This is a genomic window from Peribacillus sp. JNUCC 23 (genome assembly GCF_053653995.1).
This window is the reverse complement of record NZ_CM132202.1, coordinates 4327156-4347218: the sequence shown is the minus strand read 5'-3', so window position 1 is coordinate 4347218 and position 20063 is coordinate 4327156. Positions and strand designations below refer to the sequence as shown.

Here is a 20063-nt window from a genome sequence, read left to right as displayed (position 1 = left end):
ACCTACTAAGAGGGTGGGCTTAACCCGAAATATAAATTCCAATAGAGGTAAATACAGGAAGGTTGTTAAGGTTGTTGTATTGATTCTACTATATTTTTCATGAATTAGTAGATTTTAATTTGATTTTTACAAGATTGTAATCTATGAAATGCATTGATAAACACTTAATAGTTTCTTAGAATGGAAAAAGATTGAAAGTTTGAAAGGTGGAGAAACAAGGAATTGCAGAAACGAAAATTATTCAAAGTTATAGGAATCTTGATGCTGTTATTACATGGTCTTCCTAGCATTCATGCAAATGCAGCTACAGCGAATGAATCATATACGGTAACTCCTGGAGTTGATTATGCCGATTATCGATTTAAGATCAATTCACTAGAGCAGGCTGCGAGAGTAATGAGTATCGACCTAAATCGGTCGAATCTTACCATTGAACCGAGTATTATGAGTCCGGTCAATAAGCTTGGAACTACATCTGCGAGAGCGAAGGCAAATACGTACGAAGGGCACAATGTTGTTGGGGCGATTAATGGTTCGTTCTTTCACACTTCAACTAGAATGCCTGCCTATTTGGTTGCTCAAAATAACCTAGTTTCTACTCTAGGGGTAATCTCTACTGGATCAGGAGAATATATGAGTGTGCCTTCTGCATTTGGAATTGTTGAATCTGGTGCTCCACAGATTGATGTGTTTCGATATGACTCGTATGTAGAGATTGAAGGAGTGCGTAAGCCTATTTCTTCAATTAACAAGGAGCGTGGTACAAAGGAAACAATTTTATACACGCCAACTTGGAGCTACGATTCTACTAGAACGAATACTTTTGGTATGGAAATTGTTGTTGAAAATGTATCAAAGACCTTGGACACGGGATTTAATTTTGGTGAGACGATTACAGGAATAGTCAAGGAAGTGACTCCTTATGGAAGAGGGGGATCCTATATACCGCAAAATGGATATGTCTTATCCATTCAAGGGGGAGAGGAGGCTGCTAAATATGCTTCTGTAAAACCAGGACAATCTATTAATCTCGTAATCAATGTCGATGATAAATGGAAAAATGCAAAAAGTATGCTGGCCAGCGGGCCGATGATTGTTAAAAATGGACAGGTCGACATGACAATCAGTCAAAGCAGTGCCCGGGCAAAAGAAAGAGCTCCCCGGACTGCTGTAGCACTTGATAAAACGGGGAAAAAGGTGTTTTTCATCACTGTTGATGGACGGCAAACCGGATATAGTCGTGGGATGAATCTTATGGAATTCGCACAATATCTAGTTTCCATCGGCGCTGACCGAGCGATCAACTTAGATGGGGGTGGCTCAACGACCATGGCAGTTAGAAAACCAGGGGATATATATGCTACTGTGGTGAACAAGCCTTCAGACAAAACTGAGCGATCTGTATCTACTGTATTACAAGCCGTGAATACGGCACCTTATGGGGAAGCCAAAGTATTTGAGTTTAAAAAATCATCTAATGATGTAATTACAGTAGGTTCAACGATTACTGTCCAACATGATTATGCGCTAGATGAAAACCTCACTTTGCTACCGTTTAATCCGGGCCTTGTCCATTATTCGGTTGAAGGCGACGTAGGAAGAATGGAAGGTAATACATTTATTGCGACTAAAAAAGGTGAAGGATATATCGTGGGAACATACGGATCGGCGGTAAAGAAACTGCCGATTACTGTTAAGGATGTTGTTGTAAATCCTAAATATACCGATGTACCTGCTGATCATTGGGCATTTAAAGAAATCAATTATTTAAGTGATAAGAAAATCATCACCGGGTATATCACCGGGCAATTTAAACCTGAAGCAACATTGACTCGTATGCATGCAGCTAAGCTTATGGCAAGTGCGTTAAATCTTCCCCTCGAAACTCCAGGTTCGGTAAAGTTTAGCGATGTTCCAGCTTCACATATGTATTTTAAAGAAATCTCAGCTATTGCCAATGCGGGTGTGATGACGGGGAAAAATAATATGATCGATTTTGATCCAAATGGAACGTTAACAAGAGCTCAGATGGCTGCTATTCTGGCTAGAGCGTATAAACTTGAGGGAATGCCGCAACAAGCCTTCAAAGACGTGCCGCTAGATTACTGGGCATATAAGGAAATCCATGCTTTATCTGCAAATCAAATAGCGGTGATCAATGAGGAAAAGACTTTTAATCCAGGTGATTTTGTGACGCGTGCACAATTTAGTGCCTTCCTATATCGCATTTTTACGAAATGATCTTAAGTAAATAGGTTCAAATATAGAGGAATTGACCGATACTAATGAGTAGATTTTGTCAGTTCCTTTGTATTATTATGTAGTTTGGTATTTGTAGAGCGACCAAATTCTGACTAATTCCTACATAAAAATTGATAAACTTCCATGGATTCACTTATTTTTTAGTAGATTTCTAAAAAAAGTGATAAATCCGCTCCTAAAATATGGTACAAATAGTAAGGGGTGATTTAAATATGAAAAAAATGAATAGTTGATTAACGCTTCTCTTTTTTTCACGATTTTTTCGGTAACGGGCTGAAAGTAGATAAACATTGAGGCAATATTTTTGACCTACTAAAAGACTCGAAAGATTGCGCTTAATCATTGAACAATTGGCAAGATAGCCAAAAGACGGGATAGGATTCAGATCCATTTGCTAGTAGGGATCTCCTTATACATTAGAATATGGCAAAAAAAGTACCTAAAGTTCATGATACTTTCTACTTTTAGTGTCTACTTGAACAACTCTTGTCAATGCAAATCAAAATCGAACAAATATTATTGGTCGCCTTTAGCTTGTTGAAATCTACCCATCAAATAAATAATGAAATTGATTTTTGTAGAAAATAGCGGATCTTCTTAATACAATCTCCACAATTGAATCGAAACCGGACAGAGTTTTCTTGCATTTCGTGTAGATTGAATTACTTGGCAGTGAAGCTACTTTTAAACGTTTGTAACAATCAGGAGATTAGTGGAAATGAATGGATGTAAAGACTAGGGTATATCTGATCATAGTTGTGATCTAGTAAATTTGTACAAACATTATCAATCTAGCAGTCAATACACGCATGATATTTATTGGCAAAGTAAATCTCAAATGTGACAGGATATTCGATTATCACTTCAAACGATGTTTGGAAAAAGAATTTTGTTTACATAAGAAGTTTCTCCTTATATTGATAACATCGATTACTTGTAACGAGTTTACTTAAGATATGTTCGTGAAAGCCTCATGATACTTAGTAATCTATTAAATTTAAAAGCGGTTTTCAAAAAGGATTGTTGTTATAAATAGGTTCTGTAAAGAGTTGATTGTAGCGGAAGATCAGAGACTTCTGGAGTCAAAATCAACCATACCTCTTTGTGATTGAGTAGCAACAAAGTTTACGGAAGCAGCCAATTTAAAATATAAAAAAGAGAGAGGAGCAACTTTAAGTGACGAATTGTCGAAAAGTTATTACAATCTGTTGCTGTCTTGTCATTGGATTTTTATTAATTGGAAGTCAAACTACTGCCTATGCAGAAGGAGCAACATTTAAAGATGTCCCGTCTGATCATTTTGCTTTTGAAGAAATCAATTACCTAACGGGGTTAGGAATTATTACAGGCTATTCAGAGAGCGACGGTAAAGCATTCCGACCGGGGAACACAGTAACCCGAGCACAAGCCGCAAAAATGTTAGTCATTGCTCGTGGAAAATCTGAAGTTAAGCCTGCTAAAGCTTCATTCTCCGATGTTCCTAAAGATCATTGGGCATACGGATGGATTGAGAGTGCACGTTCATTAGGATTAATATCCGGATCGAACGGTAACTACAATCCGGATGATCCCCTTACAAGAGCGCAAATGGGTAAAATCATTGCCATTGCGTTTGATCTTGATACAAAAACCGCCGCTGGTAAGGTGCAGGCATTCAATGACGTAGCCAAAGCTCAATGGGCTTATGAATTTATTCAGGCCTTGTATTATAATGGCATTTCAAATGGGAATAATGACAGATTCGATCCTAATTCCTATGTTAACCGAGGACAATTCTCAGCCTTCCTAAGCAGAGGATTAAACGATAAATTTAAAGTTGAGGTAGTCGATAAAGAAGTACCTGTTCAAGGAGTCGTTGCAAGCGGGAAAGTTACGGTGAATTCGTTAAATATGCGAAGCAGTGCTTCATCTTCCTCAAGTATTGTTTCAAAACTCACTAAAGGTAATGTCGTGAGTGTTCACAGTATTAGCGGATATTGGGCTAAAATTACGTACAATAAGAAAACAGGCTATGTACATAAATCCTATTTAAAAATGAAAAGTGCCGGTAATGGCCCATTGAGTAATCGAATTATTGTAATAGACGCTGGTCATGGCGGAAAAGATCCAGGTGCGGTAAATGGAAAGTATAATGAGAAGACCATTGTGCTTAATGTAGCGAAAAAGGTCCAAGCACGTCTTGAAAAGGATGGGGCTAAGGTTATCATGACTCGCCAAAGTGATACGTATCCAACCTTGCCTGATCGAGTTGAAATCGCAAAAAGTAAATATGCTGAGCTTTTTGTGAGCATTCATGTGAATGCAGCAGGAAGTAGTGCAAAGGGCACGGAAACTTGGTATTATTCTGGTGGAGAAAATGCAGCGGAAAGTAAGGAGTTAGCAGCCGATATTCAAAAGCAAATCGTAGCTATGGCAAATATGGGAGACCGGGGAATAAAAGATGGAAGCTTCTATGTTATTAAAAACCATATAATCCCAAGCGTTTTGGTTGAATTAGGTTTTATCAGTAATTCCGGTGACTTATTGAAGCTAACATCTTCGCAATATCAGGATATTTATGCGGAGGCAATCTATAAAGGAATAAAAGAATATTACAGTAATTGATTCTATCAATTTTACAAAAATGAGACGGTCTTAAAAGCCGTCTTTTTTGTTACACTAATTTAATCTGTGTTATTAAAAACTGTGAAATATAAACTGATTTTTGTGTAAAAATTTGTAATTATGCTGTGATTACAACAACTTATTAGAACCAAGGTACTCTTCATACTAGATGTTTCCGTATACACACGATGTTCATTTCAGTCGGATTCTGATGATTAGCATAGCAATCCTGTATATAAAAATAAGCCTTTGGAAAAATAAGCCGAATTAACAGTTGTTATTTTTATTCTTTCTAAAATATTGCTATAATACACGTATGCTGTTTTCGTGATAGTTTGAATCGTATGCATGCATAATTTTTTGATTTATAGTTATCTTTGATAGAAAATGAAAAGACATAGGTGTTTACATGAAAATTGGAATAATAGGAAATTATGGTCATGACAATAATGGCGATGAAGCCATTTTAAAAGGAATCTTAACGGTATTAAACGAACGCTATGGAATTGAAAGAGAAGACTTAGTTATTTTCAGCAACCATCCTGAGAATACGTATGAACGGTATGGTATCCGTTCCGAATACCTTATTCATAAGAAAAGCAATATCCTTTCAACCATTGTAGCAACTTTGCAATCACGTCGACAGATTGTCAAGGAACTTGACGTTCTTATATTTGGTGGCGGCGGAATTCTCATGGATATGTATAAACGGGACATGCCGCTATATTCAAGCCTTGCCGCGACAGGAAAAATCTATGGCTGCAAAATTGCTATATTCGGCGTAGGAGCAGGACCGATACGTACAAAGATTGGGGCAGCGCTAATCAAATTGATGATTCGAAGCAGTTCGTCTATCTCGGTGAGGGATCATGAATCTTGTGAGTTATTAAAAAAACTGAACACTCAAAAAGACATTCCTATTATTGGTGACCCTGCATTTTACCTGAAACCTAAAACTGTAAGAATGGGGACCAATGAAATTAAGAGAATCGGTGTAACTGCTGTTCCTTACTTTAGTAAAGAGTATTGGCCGACTCCGGATGAAGCGAAGTATCAAGCTTATGTGAAAGGAATGGCGGCTAACTTAGATGAGCTGATTTCGAATAATCGTGTTGAAGTAACATTTTTCTCTACAAAATACCCTCAAGATGTTAAAGTAACAGAGGATATTTTTAATGAAATGACACAAAAAGATCATGTGAATGTGATGCGTGAAAATATATATCCAGAAAAGATTATTGAACTTTGTGAGAAACAAGACGTAATCATCGGCACCAGACTGCATTCTTTAATTCTATCTGTTGCCTCATCCACACCGGTTATCGGAATTGGATACCACAAAAAAGTGGAAAATTTTATGAAACAGATAGACAGGGAAGACCTTTACATTGATATAGAGACACTTTTTCAGCCTGATGTAATCAGCGCAAAGTTTCATGCATTAAAGCAGGACTGGGAAAAGTCCCAAAAGGAATTTATGCAACTATCTACTTTGCAGCTCAAGAAGGCAGAGAAGGGGTTTTTACAGCTAGATCAAATTATTCGTTAGGAGTAAGGTATTCATGTCGAAGAAACGGGTATTGGTTATCAGCAATATGTATCCGACTGAAAAGCATAAAAGCTTTGGGATTTTTGTGAAAAATCAGGTACAGGCACTGAAAGCAGAGGGTTTGCACGTGGATGTAATTGCAATCGATAATCCAAACAGCGGAAAGATTAATGTCGCAAAGAAATATGGTTTTTGGTTTTTTCAGGTTATGATCAATTTAATATTTAAAGGATTTAAGTATGATATTATTCATGCTCATTATGTTTTTCCAAGTGGTTTTTTAGGCATGTTTTACAAGAAAATCTGGAAAAAAAGATTAATCATCACTTCTCACGGCGGAGACATCGATAAGATGGCAAGAAAGAATGCGACTCTTTTTAAAATTACGCAGCGGACTCTTACCTCTGCCGATCATGTGATTGCTGTGGGAGAAGAATTATATGAAACGATACATACGGAGTTTGGTGTAGAGAAACAAGCGCTCTCCTTAATTAATATGGGAGTGAATAGAACCGTATTTAGACCAGTTGAAAAGCCAGTAGCCCGTAGAGCTCTTAATGTTTCAGAAACTAATGATCCTACACTTTTATTTGTAGGGAATATTATTAAGCAAAAAGGGATCTTAGAACTGATTGAGGCAGTGAAAGGGATGATAGAGGCTTACCCTTCGCTAAAGCTTTATTTAATAGGCGCAGCCAAAGATGAGCGCTTTAAAGCGCTTCTGGATCAGGAAATAGAGGGTTCAGGATTAACGAAGCATGTCGAGTATTTACATGCGATGCCACAGACGGATATCGCGCAAATGATGTCTGCAGCGGATGTATTTATCTTACCTTCACATATCGAAGGATTTGGATTAGTCGCCCTTGAAGCTATGGCTTGTGGGACGCCTGTAGTTGCCTCGAACGTGGGAGGGTTAAAATATCTCTTGGAAGACCATAATGGGGAATTAATAGTTCCTCAAAATGCGGAAGCATTATCCCTTGGAATTATGAAAGTATTGAATGACAAAGATTATGCCAAAACTCTTGTTACAAATGGATTGAAAAAAGCAATGGAAAATGACCAGGAAAAATTAACGAGACGTGTTATTCAAGAAGTTTATTTTCCTACTGGAGGGTAGGATATGGGTAAAAAACACAAAAAAAGAAAAAAGGTTTTATTTATCTCTTCTTTAGGTGGGCATTTAACCCAACTATTACAGCTGGAGCCGTTATTTGAGCACTATGAATACCATATTATTACGGAGAAGTCAGTGATCACTGAAGATTTGGCAAAAAAGTACCCTATCTCGTTTCTAGTATATGGTGCGCGAAATTACTTATTTAAATACATGTTTAAACTTTCCTTTAATACGGTGAAATCTTTTTATTATTTTTGGAAGCTAAAGCCAGATGTCGTTATTACAACCGGTGCCCATACTGCCGTGCCGATGTGTTATATTGCGAAATTGTTTGGCAAAAAGGTAATCTTTATTGAGAGCTTTGCCAAAACGACGACCCCGACTATATCAGGAAGATTAATTTATCCTATTTCCGATCTGTTCATCGTGCAATGGGAAGGGATGAAGAAACACTATCCAAAGGCGGTCTATGGAGGTTCGATCTATTGATATTTGTTGTTCTGGGAACTCATGAGCTCCCTTTTAACAGGCTATTAGAAGCGATAGAAGCTGAAATTATTAAACACAATATTCAAGAGGAAGTTATCGTTCAATTAGGACATACTGAATTTGAAACAAAGTACTTGAAGTTGATTAAATTTATGTCCTATAAAGAAATGGAGAAATTGTATCAGGATGCTTCGTGTATTATTGCGCATGGGGGAACTGGATCCATTACCATGGGCGTGAAAATGGGGAAGAAAGTTATTGCAGCACCTAGGCTGATAAAGTATGGTGAACACAATGACGATCATCAGCTTGAAATTGTGAAGCAGTTTTATCAAGCAGGACATATTCTCTCTTGGACAGAGGGAATGGATCTTGGAGATGTGTTAAAGCAAATTAAAACTTTTCAGCCAGTTCCGTTTAAAAGTGGAAGAGGACAGATCCTTTCCATAATTAAAGACTTTGTCGATGGGATATAATTCAGAATTGGGAGTCAGGTGAAACTGTGAAGAAAAAAAGTTTGTTTGCAATTATCGGAGCAGTGGCTGTTATTAATTTACTTTCAAGATTAGTTGGATTTGTAAGAGAAATAGTTATAGGTTACCACTTCGGCACCTCAGAAATAGCTGATAGTGTCATTGTTGCTTATACGATTCCAAACTTCTTATATGTTGTAGTAGGCGGGGCAATCACGACCGCCTTTATTAGCGTTTATAGCAAAACGGATGATAATGGGATAAAAGCTGAATTATCTAATGTGATTTTTACCTATACGTTCCTAATAGCGGCTTTGATAAGTTTTGTTTTTTCTCTATTCCCATTGTTCTGGATGAATTTATTTTTTTCAGGATTAAGCGATTCTCAATTAAAGACGACTTCTACAATTTTTCAGATTATGAGTGTATCCACTGTATTTTTGGTACTTTCTATGTACTTTTCGGGAATACTGAATACAAAAGGCAGATTTCGCGCTACAGCCATGGCACCGCTTATAAATAACGTACTCTTTGTTGTAATTGCGCTTATTGCTTTTCCGATATTTGCAGAGATGGGGTACGCATGGGGAGCTGTAATCGGTTCAGTGGCAATGGCAGTACTTTTATGGGCGGAGTTAAAGAAGGACGATTTCCGTATTGGATTTTCATTGAAAATAAGTCATCCAGAGTATGCTTGGCGATTTTTAAAGATTAGCATCCCGATTCTTTTAGGTGGTGCCACGTTACAATTCTATTTCTTAGTGCATCGCATTTTTGCAGCTTCACTAGAAGGAGGATACTTATCTGCTCTAAATTATGCATCAAAGTTGACCCAGCTGCCTCAAGCCGTTTTAATGACAGCAGTAACGACGGTCATTTATCCATTAATTGCTGTTAAAGTAGCGAACAATGAAACAAAATCACTTGAGAACATCTACAATGATGGCTTACGTTATCTTCTGTATTTGATGATACCAGTCACTTTATTTATTTTCTTTTATACGGAGGATGTCGTTACACTTATTTTTGAATATGGATCTTTTGACAAGGAATCTTCCATGATGACAAGTGGTCTTCTTAAAATCTTTGTACTTGGAATGTTTGCTCATGCAGCAAACGTTTATGTGACTAGGTTTTACTATGCAATGGAAAAAGCGTTTCTACCAGTACTGAGCGGTGTAATAGCTGTGTTCGGTGTTAATATCCTAATTATAGTCCTTTTTATTGAAGAATTCGGCGCAACGGCCATTGCGTGGGGCACTACAATTAGCGCTTATTTTCAATTTTTTCTCTTGATTCTAGCGGGCCCATCTAAACTGAAACTGAATATAAGATTGGATGGAAGCTTAGTTAGAATGGGTGTGTTAGCGTTATTTCAAATTATGATTTTTCTCATTCTTTCGCATTATTCCAATTCATTCACTTCCATATTTAATGCGACACTTGGACTCTTCCTATTAGTTCTTTCTTTCATCGGCTTATCGATTGCCTTGAGGATTCAAGAGTGGCAGAATATAATCAATAAAATTCGAGTAAGAAAAAAATAGAACTTCCGATTCGGGGGAGTTTTATTTTGGTAATAATTGCAGTTCCTCCTCGAGAGTTACCAACTAGCCACCTTTTGGTAGGCTAGTTGGTGAACGGAGTAACCTTGTGAATAATCCTAAAAGATCCGTTGAATATATGTTTCCCCAATTTCTAAAAATAAATGACATGAATTTTATTTGAATAGAGTAGTTTAAAGATGGGAACTAAGTATCAGTAGTAATATAAAAGTAAAATAGATTGTAAGTTTATTAGAATTGAAGTAGAATGTGATAGATGATATCAGTTTTTGTTGTATAAACTAGGAAAAAAGAGAAATACGTCAAGACAGAATATTTTGGATTACCAAATAAATGAATTGTTCTTATTTACTAATTCTTTATCTTAAAAAGGATATGATATTTCTTAAGGAGGTACTTCATGGCTTACCTTACCTTGGTACTATGTTTTGTGGCGTCGTTACTTATTACACCTTTAGTTAAAAGATTTGCAATCAAAATTGGTGCTACAGACAAGCCTAACTATCGTAAAGTTCATCAGAAAGTGATGCCCCGTCTAGGCGGATTGGCAATCTATATTAGTTTTCTCATCGGCTGGGTTTTCTTAAGACCAAATGATGACTTAACAAACATAACGATCCCGCTTCTAATTGGCGGTTTTATCATAATAATTACTGGATTTTTCGATGATTTATTCGAACTTTCAGCTAAAATTAAATTTATTGCCCAAATTGTTGCGGCGGGCGTTGTCGTCATTGGCGGTGTCCAAGTCGATTATATTAACTTACCGTTCGGGGGCGAGCTTCATTTTGGCATACTGGCCATACCGTTAACGATCCTTTGGGTGGTCGGCATTACGAATGCTATCAATTTAATTGACGGTCTCGACGGATTAGCTGCAGGTGTTTCATCGATTGCTTTAATTACCATCTCAGGTATGGCAATTCTAAAAGGAGATCTTTTTGTAATGAGTATTGCATTAATCCTTTTAGGAAGCACACTTGGTTTCTTGTTTTATAATTTCCACCCGGCAAAAATCTTTATGGGTGATACAGGGGCATTATTCCTAGGATATATGATTGCGGTACTTTCCCTTATGGGTTTCAAGAATATCACAATGATTTCCTTGATTGTACCGGTTATTATCCTCGGAGTTCCAATTTCTGATACATTTTTTGCGATTATTCGTCGAATTAAACACAAAAAATCATTGACGGCACCGGATAAATCCCACTTGCATCACTGCTTACTTGAAGTAGGATTTTCGCATAGACAAACGGTTCTACTCATCTATGCAATGGCTGCATGCTGTGGATTATCTGCTTTTATTTTCTCGATGGCTACGTCATGGGGCGCGATCTTTATGGTTGCAATCCTATTGCTAGCTGTTGAAATTATTGTTGAGAAGACAGGTTTGATCGGAAAAGAATATCAGCCGTTATTACGCTTAATTAACTCAAAAAATAATGAAATGAAAGATCGTTAATAGAAAAGAGGTTACTTAAAAAGATTTGACCTCACATTCTATAAACTGTTTATAGTTGTTTTGGAGTCTGTCCCTATAGTTTGGGACAGACTCTTTCTTTCGCATAAAAAAATGGCCAAATCCATTAGGAGATGGCCGTTTAACTATTCTTCTTTCGTTTCTTCAGCATAGGCATTGACGCTCGAGTTGCTTGTTAGACCTAAATGCTTCTTAAGTACATCTTGCAACTCTCCTAATTTATCTTCATCTAGTTTAAAGACGTATGCGCCATCTTCTCTGCTATCCTCTCCTTCAAGCTGAAGGTTTTCAATGGCTAGGTTATTACCAGCAGTTGCATACTCAACAAATGCCTTCATTTCTGAAAAAGTTAAATTTGTTTTCATGTTACCGCCGACTGCATCAATAATATCAGGATATTTCGTAACGGCGTTAACTGTTGTTGCTTTTTTTATTATGGCTTGAATAATCTGTTGTTGACGTTGACCTCGATAAAGATCACTATCCTGCTTACGTGTACGTGCTAGTGCTAAAGCTTCTTCTCCATCTAGCATCTGCAATCCTGGTTGAAGCTGAATAGCATCATGTTTGTCTGCTGAGTTTTTCTCATGTAATTCGTATGGGACATCAACTTCTATTCCATTTAGCGCATTTACAACGTCAATGAATGCGTAGAAGTTCATACGAACATAGTAATCGACTGGAATATCAAGAAGATGCTCAACCGTTTCGACGGTAACTTGAGGACCACCATATGCATGTGCGTGGGTAATTTTTGTATATTTGTCTTTTTTTGGAACATAAACATATGAATCACGTGGAATGCTTACTAGTTTAATAGATTTATCTTTCTTGTTAAATGTAGCAAGGATTAAGGCATCAGATCTTGCTGAATCCTTGTAATTCCTCGATTCGCTATCATCCACACCAATAAATAGAATGGATGTATTGTCTACCTTTGGATTGACCTTCGCTTCACGTTTAGAGGAGAGGCCAATTGACTCAAAAGAATTATCAAGAGTAGAAGCGGCTTTATTGTACAAATACGCTCCATAGGCAGTGCCAGTGATAGTTAGTAATAAAATTGGAACCAAGAACCATGCAACAAGTTTTTTACGTTTCCGCTTGCGCCTTCTTTTGGTAACCCTGTATAAGCGTTGGTTTGACATATTACTTTCTCCTTCGTGGGTAGTATCCAGACTGAAGTATATCTAGGAAACTATACTCTACAACATTCTACAATTTTTTTACTGCTTCGTAAATTGAATTATAGCAGGAAATAGGAGGGGATTAAAAAATAAAGTGTTATTTTTCTCGCTCAAGGTACAGCTGTTCCCCTTCTTCCATTCGGTTCTGGCCATTGGTCAATTCTGTCATCCAAGACATGAATGACTCTTTGCCAGTCTCTTCTACATATGTTTCAATCATTACATTCTCAAGATAATGAATTTCCTTTACTTCATAAATAGACGAACGGAGCTCATTTTCCAGTTTACCAAGCCATGTATAGTCAATATATGTGCCAATGACCCGCATCAGCTTTCTTTCGACAACTCCAGTTGCATCAATTCCTTCAGATGTTGATTTACTGTAGGCGCGAATCAGACCGCCTGCGCCAAGCTTGATTCCGCCAAAATAACGAGTAACAACGACTGTGGTGTCTTTTAGGCCCTTTTTCTTCAATACCTCAAGAATAGGAACGCCAGCTGTCCCGCTTGGTTCACCATCGTCAAGTGCCTTCTGGATTTGATCATGCTCACCGATTAAATAGGCAGAACAGTTATGTGTGGCGTCTTTGTGCAATTTTTTTATATGTTGAATGAAGACTTGAGCTTCTTCTTCTGATTCGGTACGCGCAATATGAGAAATGAAGCGGGATTTTTCAATGATGATCTCATGTTTCCCGTTTCCTTTTACAGTAAGGTAGGATTGTAGCATAATAGCTCCTTTCTTTGCTAAAAAATAGTAGAGGATGTTCAAAAAGTCCAATAAAAATAGCTGTTGAATTGTATCAAAGCTCTGTCTCTCTGGTCTTCACGTATTACTGCATACGTTCCGGTCCTCTCGAGATGCGCACCTCGAACTTCTCGGCTCTTTTTATCCTCCTTTTTGAACACGCACTAGTAGTTTGTTTTTCCTTCATTATAAGGCTTTCGCTATGGGGCTGCAATGTTCGATAGGCATGGGATTGCACGATAATATGAAGGAAGTCGTTCCTTTTTCTTAAAAGTCATGGGATAGTAAGGTATGTAAAGAAACTTTAATATTAGGCCGTTTTCTTCATGGTATAATAAGGTCTAATGTTCTATAGCTTTTTCTATATCTAGATAATAGGGATATGCTTAAAAGAATATTATGTATGAAAAAGCAAGCTTGGATTTTTTAAAGGCAAGCTTGTAGTGTTTGAATCTTAGAGCTGCAAGGGGTTCTGTTACAATACCTTATCCGGCTATCCTATTTTTAGGTATAATGGAGTCATTCATGGTTTGCTTCTATTGTATAGGATGGATTAGGATAATAGATATAGTAAATCGGTGTCTTTCTTTGTTACAATGGGAAAGTCAAAATAGCTTCTAGCTACAAGAACGTATATAGGATAAGAATAATATTGCGTGCTTAATGATCGATCCTTCACAGTAACGGGTGGTGTTTTAACGCCATTTAGGTTTTGCATGACAATCGACCTTGGTAATTACTACTAAGTATTAGATACCTATTATTCAATGAAGTGAAAGTCTGTCAATTGGCGTTATAGTACAGGATAAACCAACCAAAAGGCTGGATGTAATCGGAGGAATCTAAATGTCCTTAAAAAAAATGGATGTAAAAGCTTTGGACATGATAGTTGAAACGATGATCACGACTGTTGGAGACAGCAAAGTTGAGATATTTGAAATACAAGAGCAATGCCTTCGTGAGTTTGAAGAGATAACGAAGGAGCTTGAAGAAGTGAAGATCCAGGTTGCCATCGTGATAGAAGAATGCGATATTCTCGAAAAAAAAGCCCGATTATCAAGAAAGCGTCTTTCGGAAGTGAGCGAGTATTTCAATGATTTTTCTGAACAACAAGTTCGTGATGCTTATGAGGTTGCGCATAAGCTTCAAGCGGATTTACAGATGAACAGTCAAATCGAGAAACAATTGCGGCTGCGTAGGGATGATTTAGAGAGAAGGTTGCGCGGACTTGAACAGACGATTGATCGGGCCGAGCATCTTGTTTCACAAATTTCAGTTGTCTTGAATTACTTAACAAGTGATTTGAAACAAGTGGCTCCAGCGCTTGAAGATGCGAAACGCAAACAGGACTTTGGCTTAAAAATCATTGAGGCTCAGGAAGAAGAGCGTAAGAAGCTTTCCCGTGAAATTCATGATGGACCGGCACAGATGCTGGCAAACGTCATGATGCGATCCGATTTAATTGACCGTATTTATCGGGAAAGAGGCGGCGACGAGGCCATCATCGAAATTCGAAACTTGAAGGTGATGGTTAGAAATGCACTGTATGAGGTGCGCCGAATTATTTATGATTTACGTCCAATGGCACTTGATGATTTAGGGTTAATACCTACCCTAAGAAAATACCTACAAACGACTGAAGACTACAACTACGGTATACAAATGACGTTTATAAACTTAGGCGAAGAAAAAAGACTGCCATCTGATATGGAAGTCGCGCTATTTCGCCTCGTGCAAGAATCCATTCAAAATGCGTTGAAGCATGCGGAACCGAAAAGCATCCAAGTCAAGCTATCGATGACGAAAGAAATGGTCATTGTTATGGTGAGGGATGATGGAATTGGCTTCGATTCTGATGTTCAAAAAGCAGGCTCATTTGGATTAATGGGGATGAAGGAACGTGTCGAGCTGTTGGAAGGTGAAATGACGATTGATTCGCATCAAGGAGTAGGGACACTCGTATCAGTAAAGGTGCCATTGAATGATCGTATAGAATACTAAACTTAGATATGGTAAGAGGACAAAGGGGGAACCACGATTGAAAACAAGTATTGTCATTATAGACGACCATCAGCTTTTTCGTGAAGGTGTAAAAAAAATCCTGGAATTTGAATCTGCATTTGATGTAGTTGCAGAAGGTGACGACGGTTGTGAGGCGATGAATTTAGTAGAAACGCACCGACCAGATGTGGTGATCATGGATATTAATATGCCACAAGTAAGCGGCGTGGAGGCAACTAAATTACTCATTGAGCGCTATCCAGATGTGAAGATTATCATTCTATCGATTCATGATGATGAAAATTATGTCACCCATGCACTTCAGACTGGGGCACAAGGGTATTTGTTAAAAGAAATGGACGCAGATGCTTTAGTAGAAGCGGTGAAGGTAGTGGCAGACGGCGGATCGTACCTACATCCGAAAGTTACTCACAATCTAGTGAAAGAATATCGTCGAATTGCTATTGAGCAGATGACAGAGAGAGAATCTTCCCTATATATTCCTGAAATTAGAAAACCACTTCATTTATTAACGCGCCGGGAATGTGAAGTACTTCAGCTTCTAGCAGATGGCCAAAGTAACCGTGGAATCGGTGAAACACTATTTATCAGTGAAAAAACTGTAAAAAACCACGTCAGCAATATTTTGCAAAAAATGAATGTCAATGACCGTACACAAGCTGTCATTTCAGCGATTAAAAACGGTTGGGTTGAAGTGAAATAAAGTAATGATTGGACATCCACAGCTGAATTGTTGGAGGAGGCCAAAGGAAATCGTCTAGCTTAATCGATGTTACAACGATTAAGACTGGGCGATTTTTGCTTGGGGGATTTCAGACAGGACAAAAGAAAGAACCTATTACGCCTAATTGAGGTCCCGCGATTCGAAATCTGACTTTCACGCGCCGGGAATGACGTTTCGCAATCCAAATCCAAGGGCTCACGATCTAAACTTAAAATTGCAGACCCACATTTGTTTTGGCGACTTTCTGTTAAAGGTACCACAACATTATGATGCGAGCAGAGACGGTATCGTATAAAGTGAAACTTCAATTAGTGGGGTTTCATCCTCCACCTACGATTCCTATAAGCCTTGAGGTAGGGGCTTTACTGCCCGTTAATGCGGGATAAAATAGTGATTAAGTATAAACGAGAATAATGAAATAAGGATGGTAATGTTTTATGAAAACGGCAGTTGTTACGGACAGTACCGCATATATCCCAGAACTAATACGTAAACAATTTCATATACATATGGTTCCGCTTCAGGTAGTGATTGGTAATGAGGCGTATCGTGAAGAAATTGATATAACGGCGGATGAGTTTTACGATGTGGTCAAAACGGAGGACAAGCTCCCGACAACCTCTCAGCCACCAATAGGTTTATTTATCGAGAAATATGAGCAACTAGCGAAAGAGTATGATGCAGTCGTGAGTATCCATTTATCAAGTGGAATTAGCGGAACGTATCAAGGCGCGATCAGTGCAGGAGATATGGTTGAGGGTCTAGATGTGTACGCCTTTGATTCAGAAATCAGCTGTTATGTTCAGGGGTTCTATGTTCTTGAAGCAGCCAAGATGGCCTTAGCTGGAAAAGGACCAGACGAAATTCTTGCTCGTTTGGAAGTCATCAAGCAATCAGCACGTGCCTATTTTATGGTGGATGACTTGGCACATTTACAGCGTGGAGGGCGTCTAAACAGCGCACAGGTATTGATTGGCAGTCTCCTTCAAGTCAAACCAATTCTCCATTTTGTAGACAAAGTAATCGTTCCTTTTGAAAAAATCCGAACTCGGAAAAAGGCTATGAAGCGAATCGCAGATTTACTCGGCCAAGATGTGGCTCAAGGTGGCATGTATAAAGCGGTGATTATTCATGCAAAACGTGAAGAAGAAGCGAAAGATTGGAAAGAGGAACTCGAAGCGATTTATCCAAATGTAGAATTCGATATAAGCTATTTCGGACCTGTTATTGGCACACATCTTGGTGAAGGATCGATGGCGATGGGCTGGTATAAGCTGTAAACGGAGCGCCTTACCTCAGAAATGGGGTGGGCGTTTTTGACTTTATTGGAGTATGAACCATCAGATTGGATTAATTCTTGCCATTTTACATAATGATGCATCAGGAAGTCGCTTACTCCCTAAGTCCTGTGCGTTTTATAACACTTGGTGGTTTACTCTTCAACTTTTAGGAATTACTCCCCAAATCTCCTTAATTACTAACCACCTACCCATATTTACGCCCCTAATCCTCGGGCAACTTCCTAAATTCGGCGGGTTCTCCGTCAATCTTAGGCTGAACTCCGAGCATCGTTCCTTTTTAAAAAAATTGGTGCACTCCTCTGTTATGATAATTTAGACTCAGTCGTGTTGTTATCGAAACTAGTATGAAAGGATTACTTGCAAAACGAAGAGGAGGTTCTGTCTTCTTGGTAATGACCATGGTATAATTTCGATGCATCTATATATGGAGGATTTATCCTGGTTTAGAAGCCCATAAATCCCCGGTTGGTCGGATACAGTGAAATTTATCGATGCGTAAACAGAGGTTTAGTTAAAACAATCGGGTTCGTAGTGCCGCTTTACCATTCTAGAAAATAGCAAACTTCATCGAAAGGGGAGGACGCAAAGCCGTGGGTCTAAAGTCACTTGTGGACAAGGATCGCCAGGTTGCCAAAAGGATATCTAAATAAATGGGCCAAGCTAAATTTTCATAATCGTTTTTTTGATAGAGTGAGAGACTATCTGAAATAAGTCCAGGTATAGCTGGACTCTGTCTCTTTTTTGCTCAAATGAATTTGAAACTAACTTTAAAAGGTACAGAAAAGGAGTAGGAATCATGGGATTACGTAATGCTGCAATCGGTAAGAAACTGCTCGTACTAATACTTATTTCTTTTATCATCTTTGGTGTGATTGGTGGTACTGGATTTTACAATTTGAATCAAATGGATAAAAAATCAGATCAAATGTATTGGGATGCTTTGCTTCCTGTAAAATGGCAAAGTCAAATTCGTATAAACACACGGGCAATTGATAATAGTGCACTCGAGTTGTTGCTTACATCCAATACAAAAGAGATTCAGGTATTAAAAGGCCAAATTGACGCGTTAAAGAAGGATAATGAAACGTTGATACAGGCGTTAGATAAAAGTCTTTTATCTGAAATTGAGGTGGAACAATTATCTCAATTTAAGACCGAGTATCAGAGATATTTGAATGAGGTAGAGAATGTATTTAAATTGGCACTTGCAGGTGATAAGGATGTAGCGTATACAAAATACAAGCAAGACGCACAGCCTGCACGTGAAAAGTCCAATTCATTAATGAATGAAATAGGCGTGTATTTGGAGAAATATGCGGATGACCTAGTTAAAAGCAATACAGCAAGCGCTCAAGATAGTAAGAATTTTATTATCATTATCATCATTCTTACGATTGTGATAAAAGGTGTGGTTGGATTTATCATTACTCGGATGATTACTAATCCGGTTAAAGAAATGCAGACACTTATGGAAAGTGCGGAAAATGGCGATTTAACCGTTGAAGGAAGCTATCACTCCAAAGATGAGATCGGCCAATTAACGCTTTCTTTTAATAAGATGATATTGAAATTACGCGAGTTGATGACGCAGATAAATATTACTTCTGAACAAGTGGCTGCTGCCTCTGAAGAGTTGACAGCGAGTTCAGAAGAGTCAAGTAAGGCGAGTGAGCAAATTGCAAACACCATTCAGGAAGTAGCGCAAGGAGCAGAACAGCAGGTGAGAAGCACAGAAGAGAGTTCGAAGGTCGTACACGAAATGGCGTTAAGTATTCAACAGATTGCTTCTCATGCCCAAGGTATATCTGCCAATTCGGTCGATACTTCACAAAAAGCCGTGGAGGGTAATGAAGCGATTCAAACGACGATCGAACAAATGAATTCGATTAATCTGACGGTTACGCAATTATCACAAATTATAAAAGGATTAGGTGAACGTTCAAAAGAGATTGGCAATATCATAGAAGCGATCACAAATATTGCTTCGCAGACGAATCTACTCGCATTAAATGCTGCGATCGAATCGGCAAGAGCAGGTGAACATGGCAGAGGATTTGCTGTAGTAGCGGACGAAGTACGCAAACTAGCCGAACAATCTGCTGAATCAGCTCAGAGCATTTCTGGCCTTATTACATTAATTCAAGATGAGACAAACTCCGCTGTTCAATCTATGGAACAAACAACTAGTGAAGTGACTGATGGCATTGGCGTAGTGAATAAAGCAGGGGAATCCTTTGCGCAAATTCGCTATTCTATTGATGAGATATCGGCGCAACTACAGGAAGTGTCTGCTGCTTCCCAACAGCTTTCAGCAGGGTCTGAACAAGTCCTCCAAACAGAAAAAATATTAGCTGAAATTGCCGAAGAAGCGGCATCAGGCACACAAAATGTAGCAGCTGCAACGGAGGAGCAATTGGCATCGATGGAAGAAATCACATCATCCGCAGCCACACTCTCACACATGGCTGAAGAATTACAAGAGCAAATTGGCAGATTTAAAGTGTAATAAGAAGTTTTATTAAGGGTCTGACTT

General features: G+C 38.3%; 14 protein-coding genes and 1 riboswitch. Of the genes, 12 read left to right on the top strand and 2 right to left on the bottom strand.

Annotation, left to right across the window (positions count from 1 at the left end; translation table 11 throughout):
* Window positions 1-222: 222 nt before the first annotated feature.
* The 8 genes from JNUCC23_RS20850 (at window position 223) to JNUCC23_RS20815 (ending at window position 11530) form a co-directional block, all read left to right on the top strand.
* Window positions 223-2241 (top strand): phosphodiester glycosidase family protein, encoded by a 2019-nt coding sequence (locus tag JNUCC23_RS20850; protein ID WP_454213362.1) that lies wholly within the window; start codon window positions 223-225, stop codon window positions 2239-2241.
* 1197 nt (window positions 2242-3438) lie between these two features.
* Window positions 3439-4866: an N-acetylmuramoyl-L-alanine amidase gene (locus JNUCC23_RS20845; RefSeq protein ID WP_454213360.1), complete on the top strand. Its 1428-nt coding sequence runs from the start codon at window positions 3439-3441 to the stop codon at window positions 4864-4866.
* A gap of 409 nt (window positions 4867-5275) precedes the next feature.
* On the top strand, window positions 5276-6415 hold the full coding sequence (locus tag JNUCC23_RS20840; protein WP_454213358.1) for a polysaccharide pyruvyl transferase family protein: 1140 nt from the start codon (window positions 5276-5278) through the stop codon (window positions 6413-6415).
* Between the two features lie 13 nt (window positions 6416-6428).
* On the top strand, window positions 6429-7538 hold the full coding sequence (locus tag JNUCC23_RS20835) for a glycosyltransferase (protein ID WP_454213356.1): 1110 nt from the start codon (window positions 6429-6431) through the stop codon (window positions 7536-7538).
* Window positions 7539-7541: 3 nt separating this feature from the next.
* A complete protein-coding gene (gene pssD / locus JNUCC23_RS20830; RefSeq protein WP_454213354.1) occupies window positions 7542-8027 on the top strand; it encodes a PssD/Cps14F family polysaccharide biosynthesis glycosyltransferase in 486 nt (161 codons plus the stop codon).
* Window positions 8024-8503, top strand: coding sequence for a PssE/Cps14G family polysaccharide biosynthesis glycosyltransferase (gene pssE, locus JNUCC23_RS20825; RefSeq protein WP_454213352.1), 480 nt, complete (start codon window positions 8024-8026; stop codon window positions 8501-8503). Before pssD ends, pssE begins: the two co-directional genes overlap by 4 nt.
* 26 nt (window positions 8504-8529) lie before the next feature.
* Complete coding sequence (gene murJ / locus JNUCC23_RS20820; RefSeq protein ID WP_454213350.1) at window positions 8530-10047, top strand: murein biosynthesis integral membrane protein MurJ; 1518 nt, start codon at window positions 8530-8532, stop codon at window positions 10045-10047.
* A gap of 418 nt (window positions 10048-10465) precedes the next feature.
* Window positions 10466-11530 (top strand): glycosyltransferase family 4 protein, encoded by a 1065-nt coding sequence (locus tag JNUCC23_RS20815; RefSeq protein WP_454213348.1) that lies wholly within the window; start codon window positions 10466-10468, stop codon window positions 11528-11530.
* A gap of 143 nt (window positions 11531-11673) precedes the next feature.
* Here the strand turns inward: JNUCC23_RS20815 and JNUCC23_RS20810 are convergent, their stop codons facing one another.
* Window positions 11674-12696, bottom strand: a complete 1023-nt coding sequence (locus JNUCC23_RS20810; protein WP_454213346.1) for an LCP family protein — start codon at window positions 12694-12696, stop codon at window positions 11674-11676.
* A gap of 136 nt (window positions 12697-12832) precedes the next feature.
* A complete protein-coding gene (locus JNUCC23_RS20805) occupies window positions 12833-13465 on the bottom strand; it encodes a YigZ family protein (RefSeq protein WP_454213344.1) in 633 nt (210 codons plus the stop codon).
* Window positions 13466-14329: 864 nt separating this feature from the next.
* On the opposite strand from JNUCC23_RS20805, the gene JNUCC23_RS20800 reads away from it, so the two are divergent.
* The 4 genes from JNUCC23_RS20800 to JNUCC23_RS20785 all read left to right on the top strand — a co-directional run bounded on the left by JNUCC23_RS20800 (window position 14330) and on the right by JNUCC23_RS20785 (window position 20036).
* The gene (locus JNUCC23_RS20800; RefSeq protein ID WP_454213342.1) at window positions 14330-15484 is read left to right on the top strand and encodes a sensor histidine kinase; all 1155 of its coding nucleotides are present in this window, start codon (window positions 14330-14332) and stop codon (window positions 15482-15484) included.
* 37 nt (window positions 15485-15521) lie between these two features.
* Complete coding sequence (locus JNUCC23_RS20795) at window positions 15522-16208, top strand: response regulator (protein WP_403075818.1); 687 nt, start codon at window positions 15522-15524, stop codon at window positions 16206-16208.
* 458 nt (window positions 16209-16666) lie between these two features.
* The gene (locus JNUCC23_RS20790) at window positions 16667-17509 is read left to right on the top strand and encodes a DegV family protein (protein ID WP_454213340.1); all 843 of its coding nucleotides are present in this window, start codon (window positions 16667-16669) and stop codon (window positions 17507-17509) included.
* A gap of 567 nt (window positions 17510-18076) precedes the next feature.
* A riboswitch (cyclic di-GMP riboswitch) is annotated at window positions 18077-18165 on the top strand.
* A gap of 161 nt (window positions 18166-18326) precedes the next feature.
* A complete protein-coding gene (locus JNUCC23_RS20785) occupies window positions 18327-20036 on the top strand; it encodes a methyl-accepting chemotaxis protein (RefSeq protein WP_454213338.1) in 1710 nt (569 codons plus the stop codon).
* The last annotated feature ends 27 nt before the right edge of the window (window positions 20037-20063 follow it).

What these genes read in the sequence shown, in the direction of transcription:
- JNUCC23_RS20790 (WP_454213340.1), top strand. Translation starts at nt 16,667, where the DNA reads ATGAAAACGGCAGTTGTTACGGACAGTACCGCATATATCCCAGAACTA.
- pssD (WP_454213354.1), top strand. Translation starts at nt 7,542, where the DNA reads ATGGGTAAAAAACACAAAAAAAGAAAAAAGGTTTTATTTATCTCTTCT.
- JNUCC23_RS20840 (WP_454213358.1), top strand. Translation starts at nt 5,276, where the DNA reads ATGAAAATTGGAATAATAGGAAATTATGGTCATGACAATAATGGCGAT.
- JNUCC23_RS20800 (WP_454213342.1), top strand. Translation starts at nt 14,330, where the DNA reads ATGTCCTTAAAAAAAATGGATGTAAAAGCTTTGGACATGATAGTTGAA.
- JNUCC23_RS20805 (WP_454213344.1), bottom strand. Translation starts at nt 13,465, where the DNA reads ATGCTACAATCCTACCTTACTGTAAAAGGAAACGGGAAACATGAGATC.
- JNUCC23_RS20815 (WP_454213348.1), top strand. Translation starts at nt 10,466, where the DNA reads ATGGCTTACCTTACCTTGGTACTATGTTTTGTGGCGTCGTTACTTATT.
- JNUCC23_RS20835 (WP_454213356.1), top strand. Translation starts at nt 6,429, where the DNA reads ATGTCGAAGAAACGGGTATTGGTTATCAGCAATATGTATCCGACTGAA.
- JNUCC23_RS20785 (WP_454213338.1), top strand. Translation starts at nt 18,327, where the DNA reads ATGGGATTACGTAATGCTGCAATCGGTAAGAAACTGCTCGTACTAATA.
- JNUCC23_RS20810 (WP_454213346.1), bottom strand. Translation starts at nt 12,696, where the DNA reads ATGTCAAACCAACGCTTATACAGGGTTACCAAAAGAAGGCGCAAGCGG.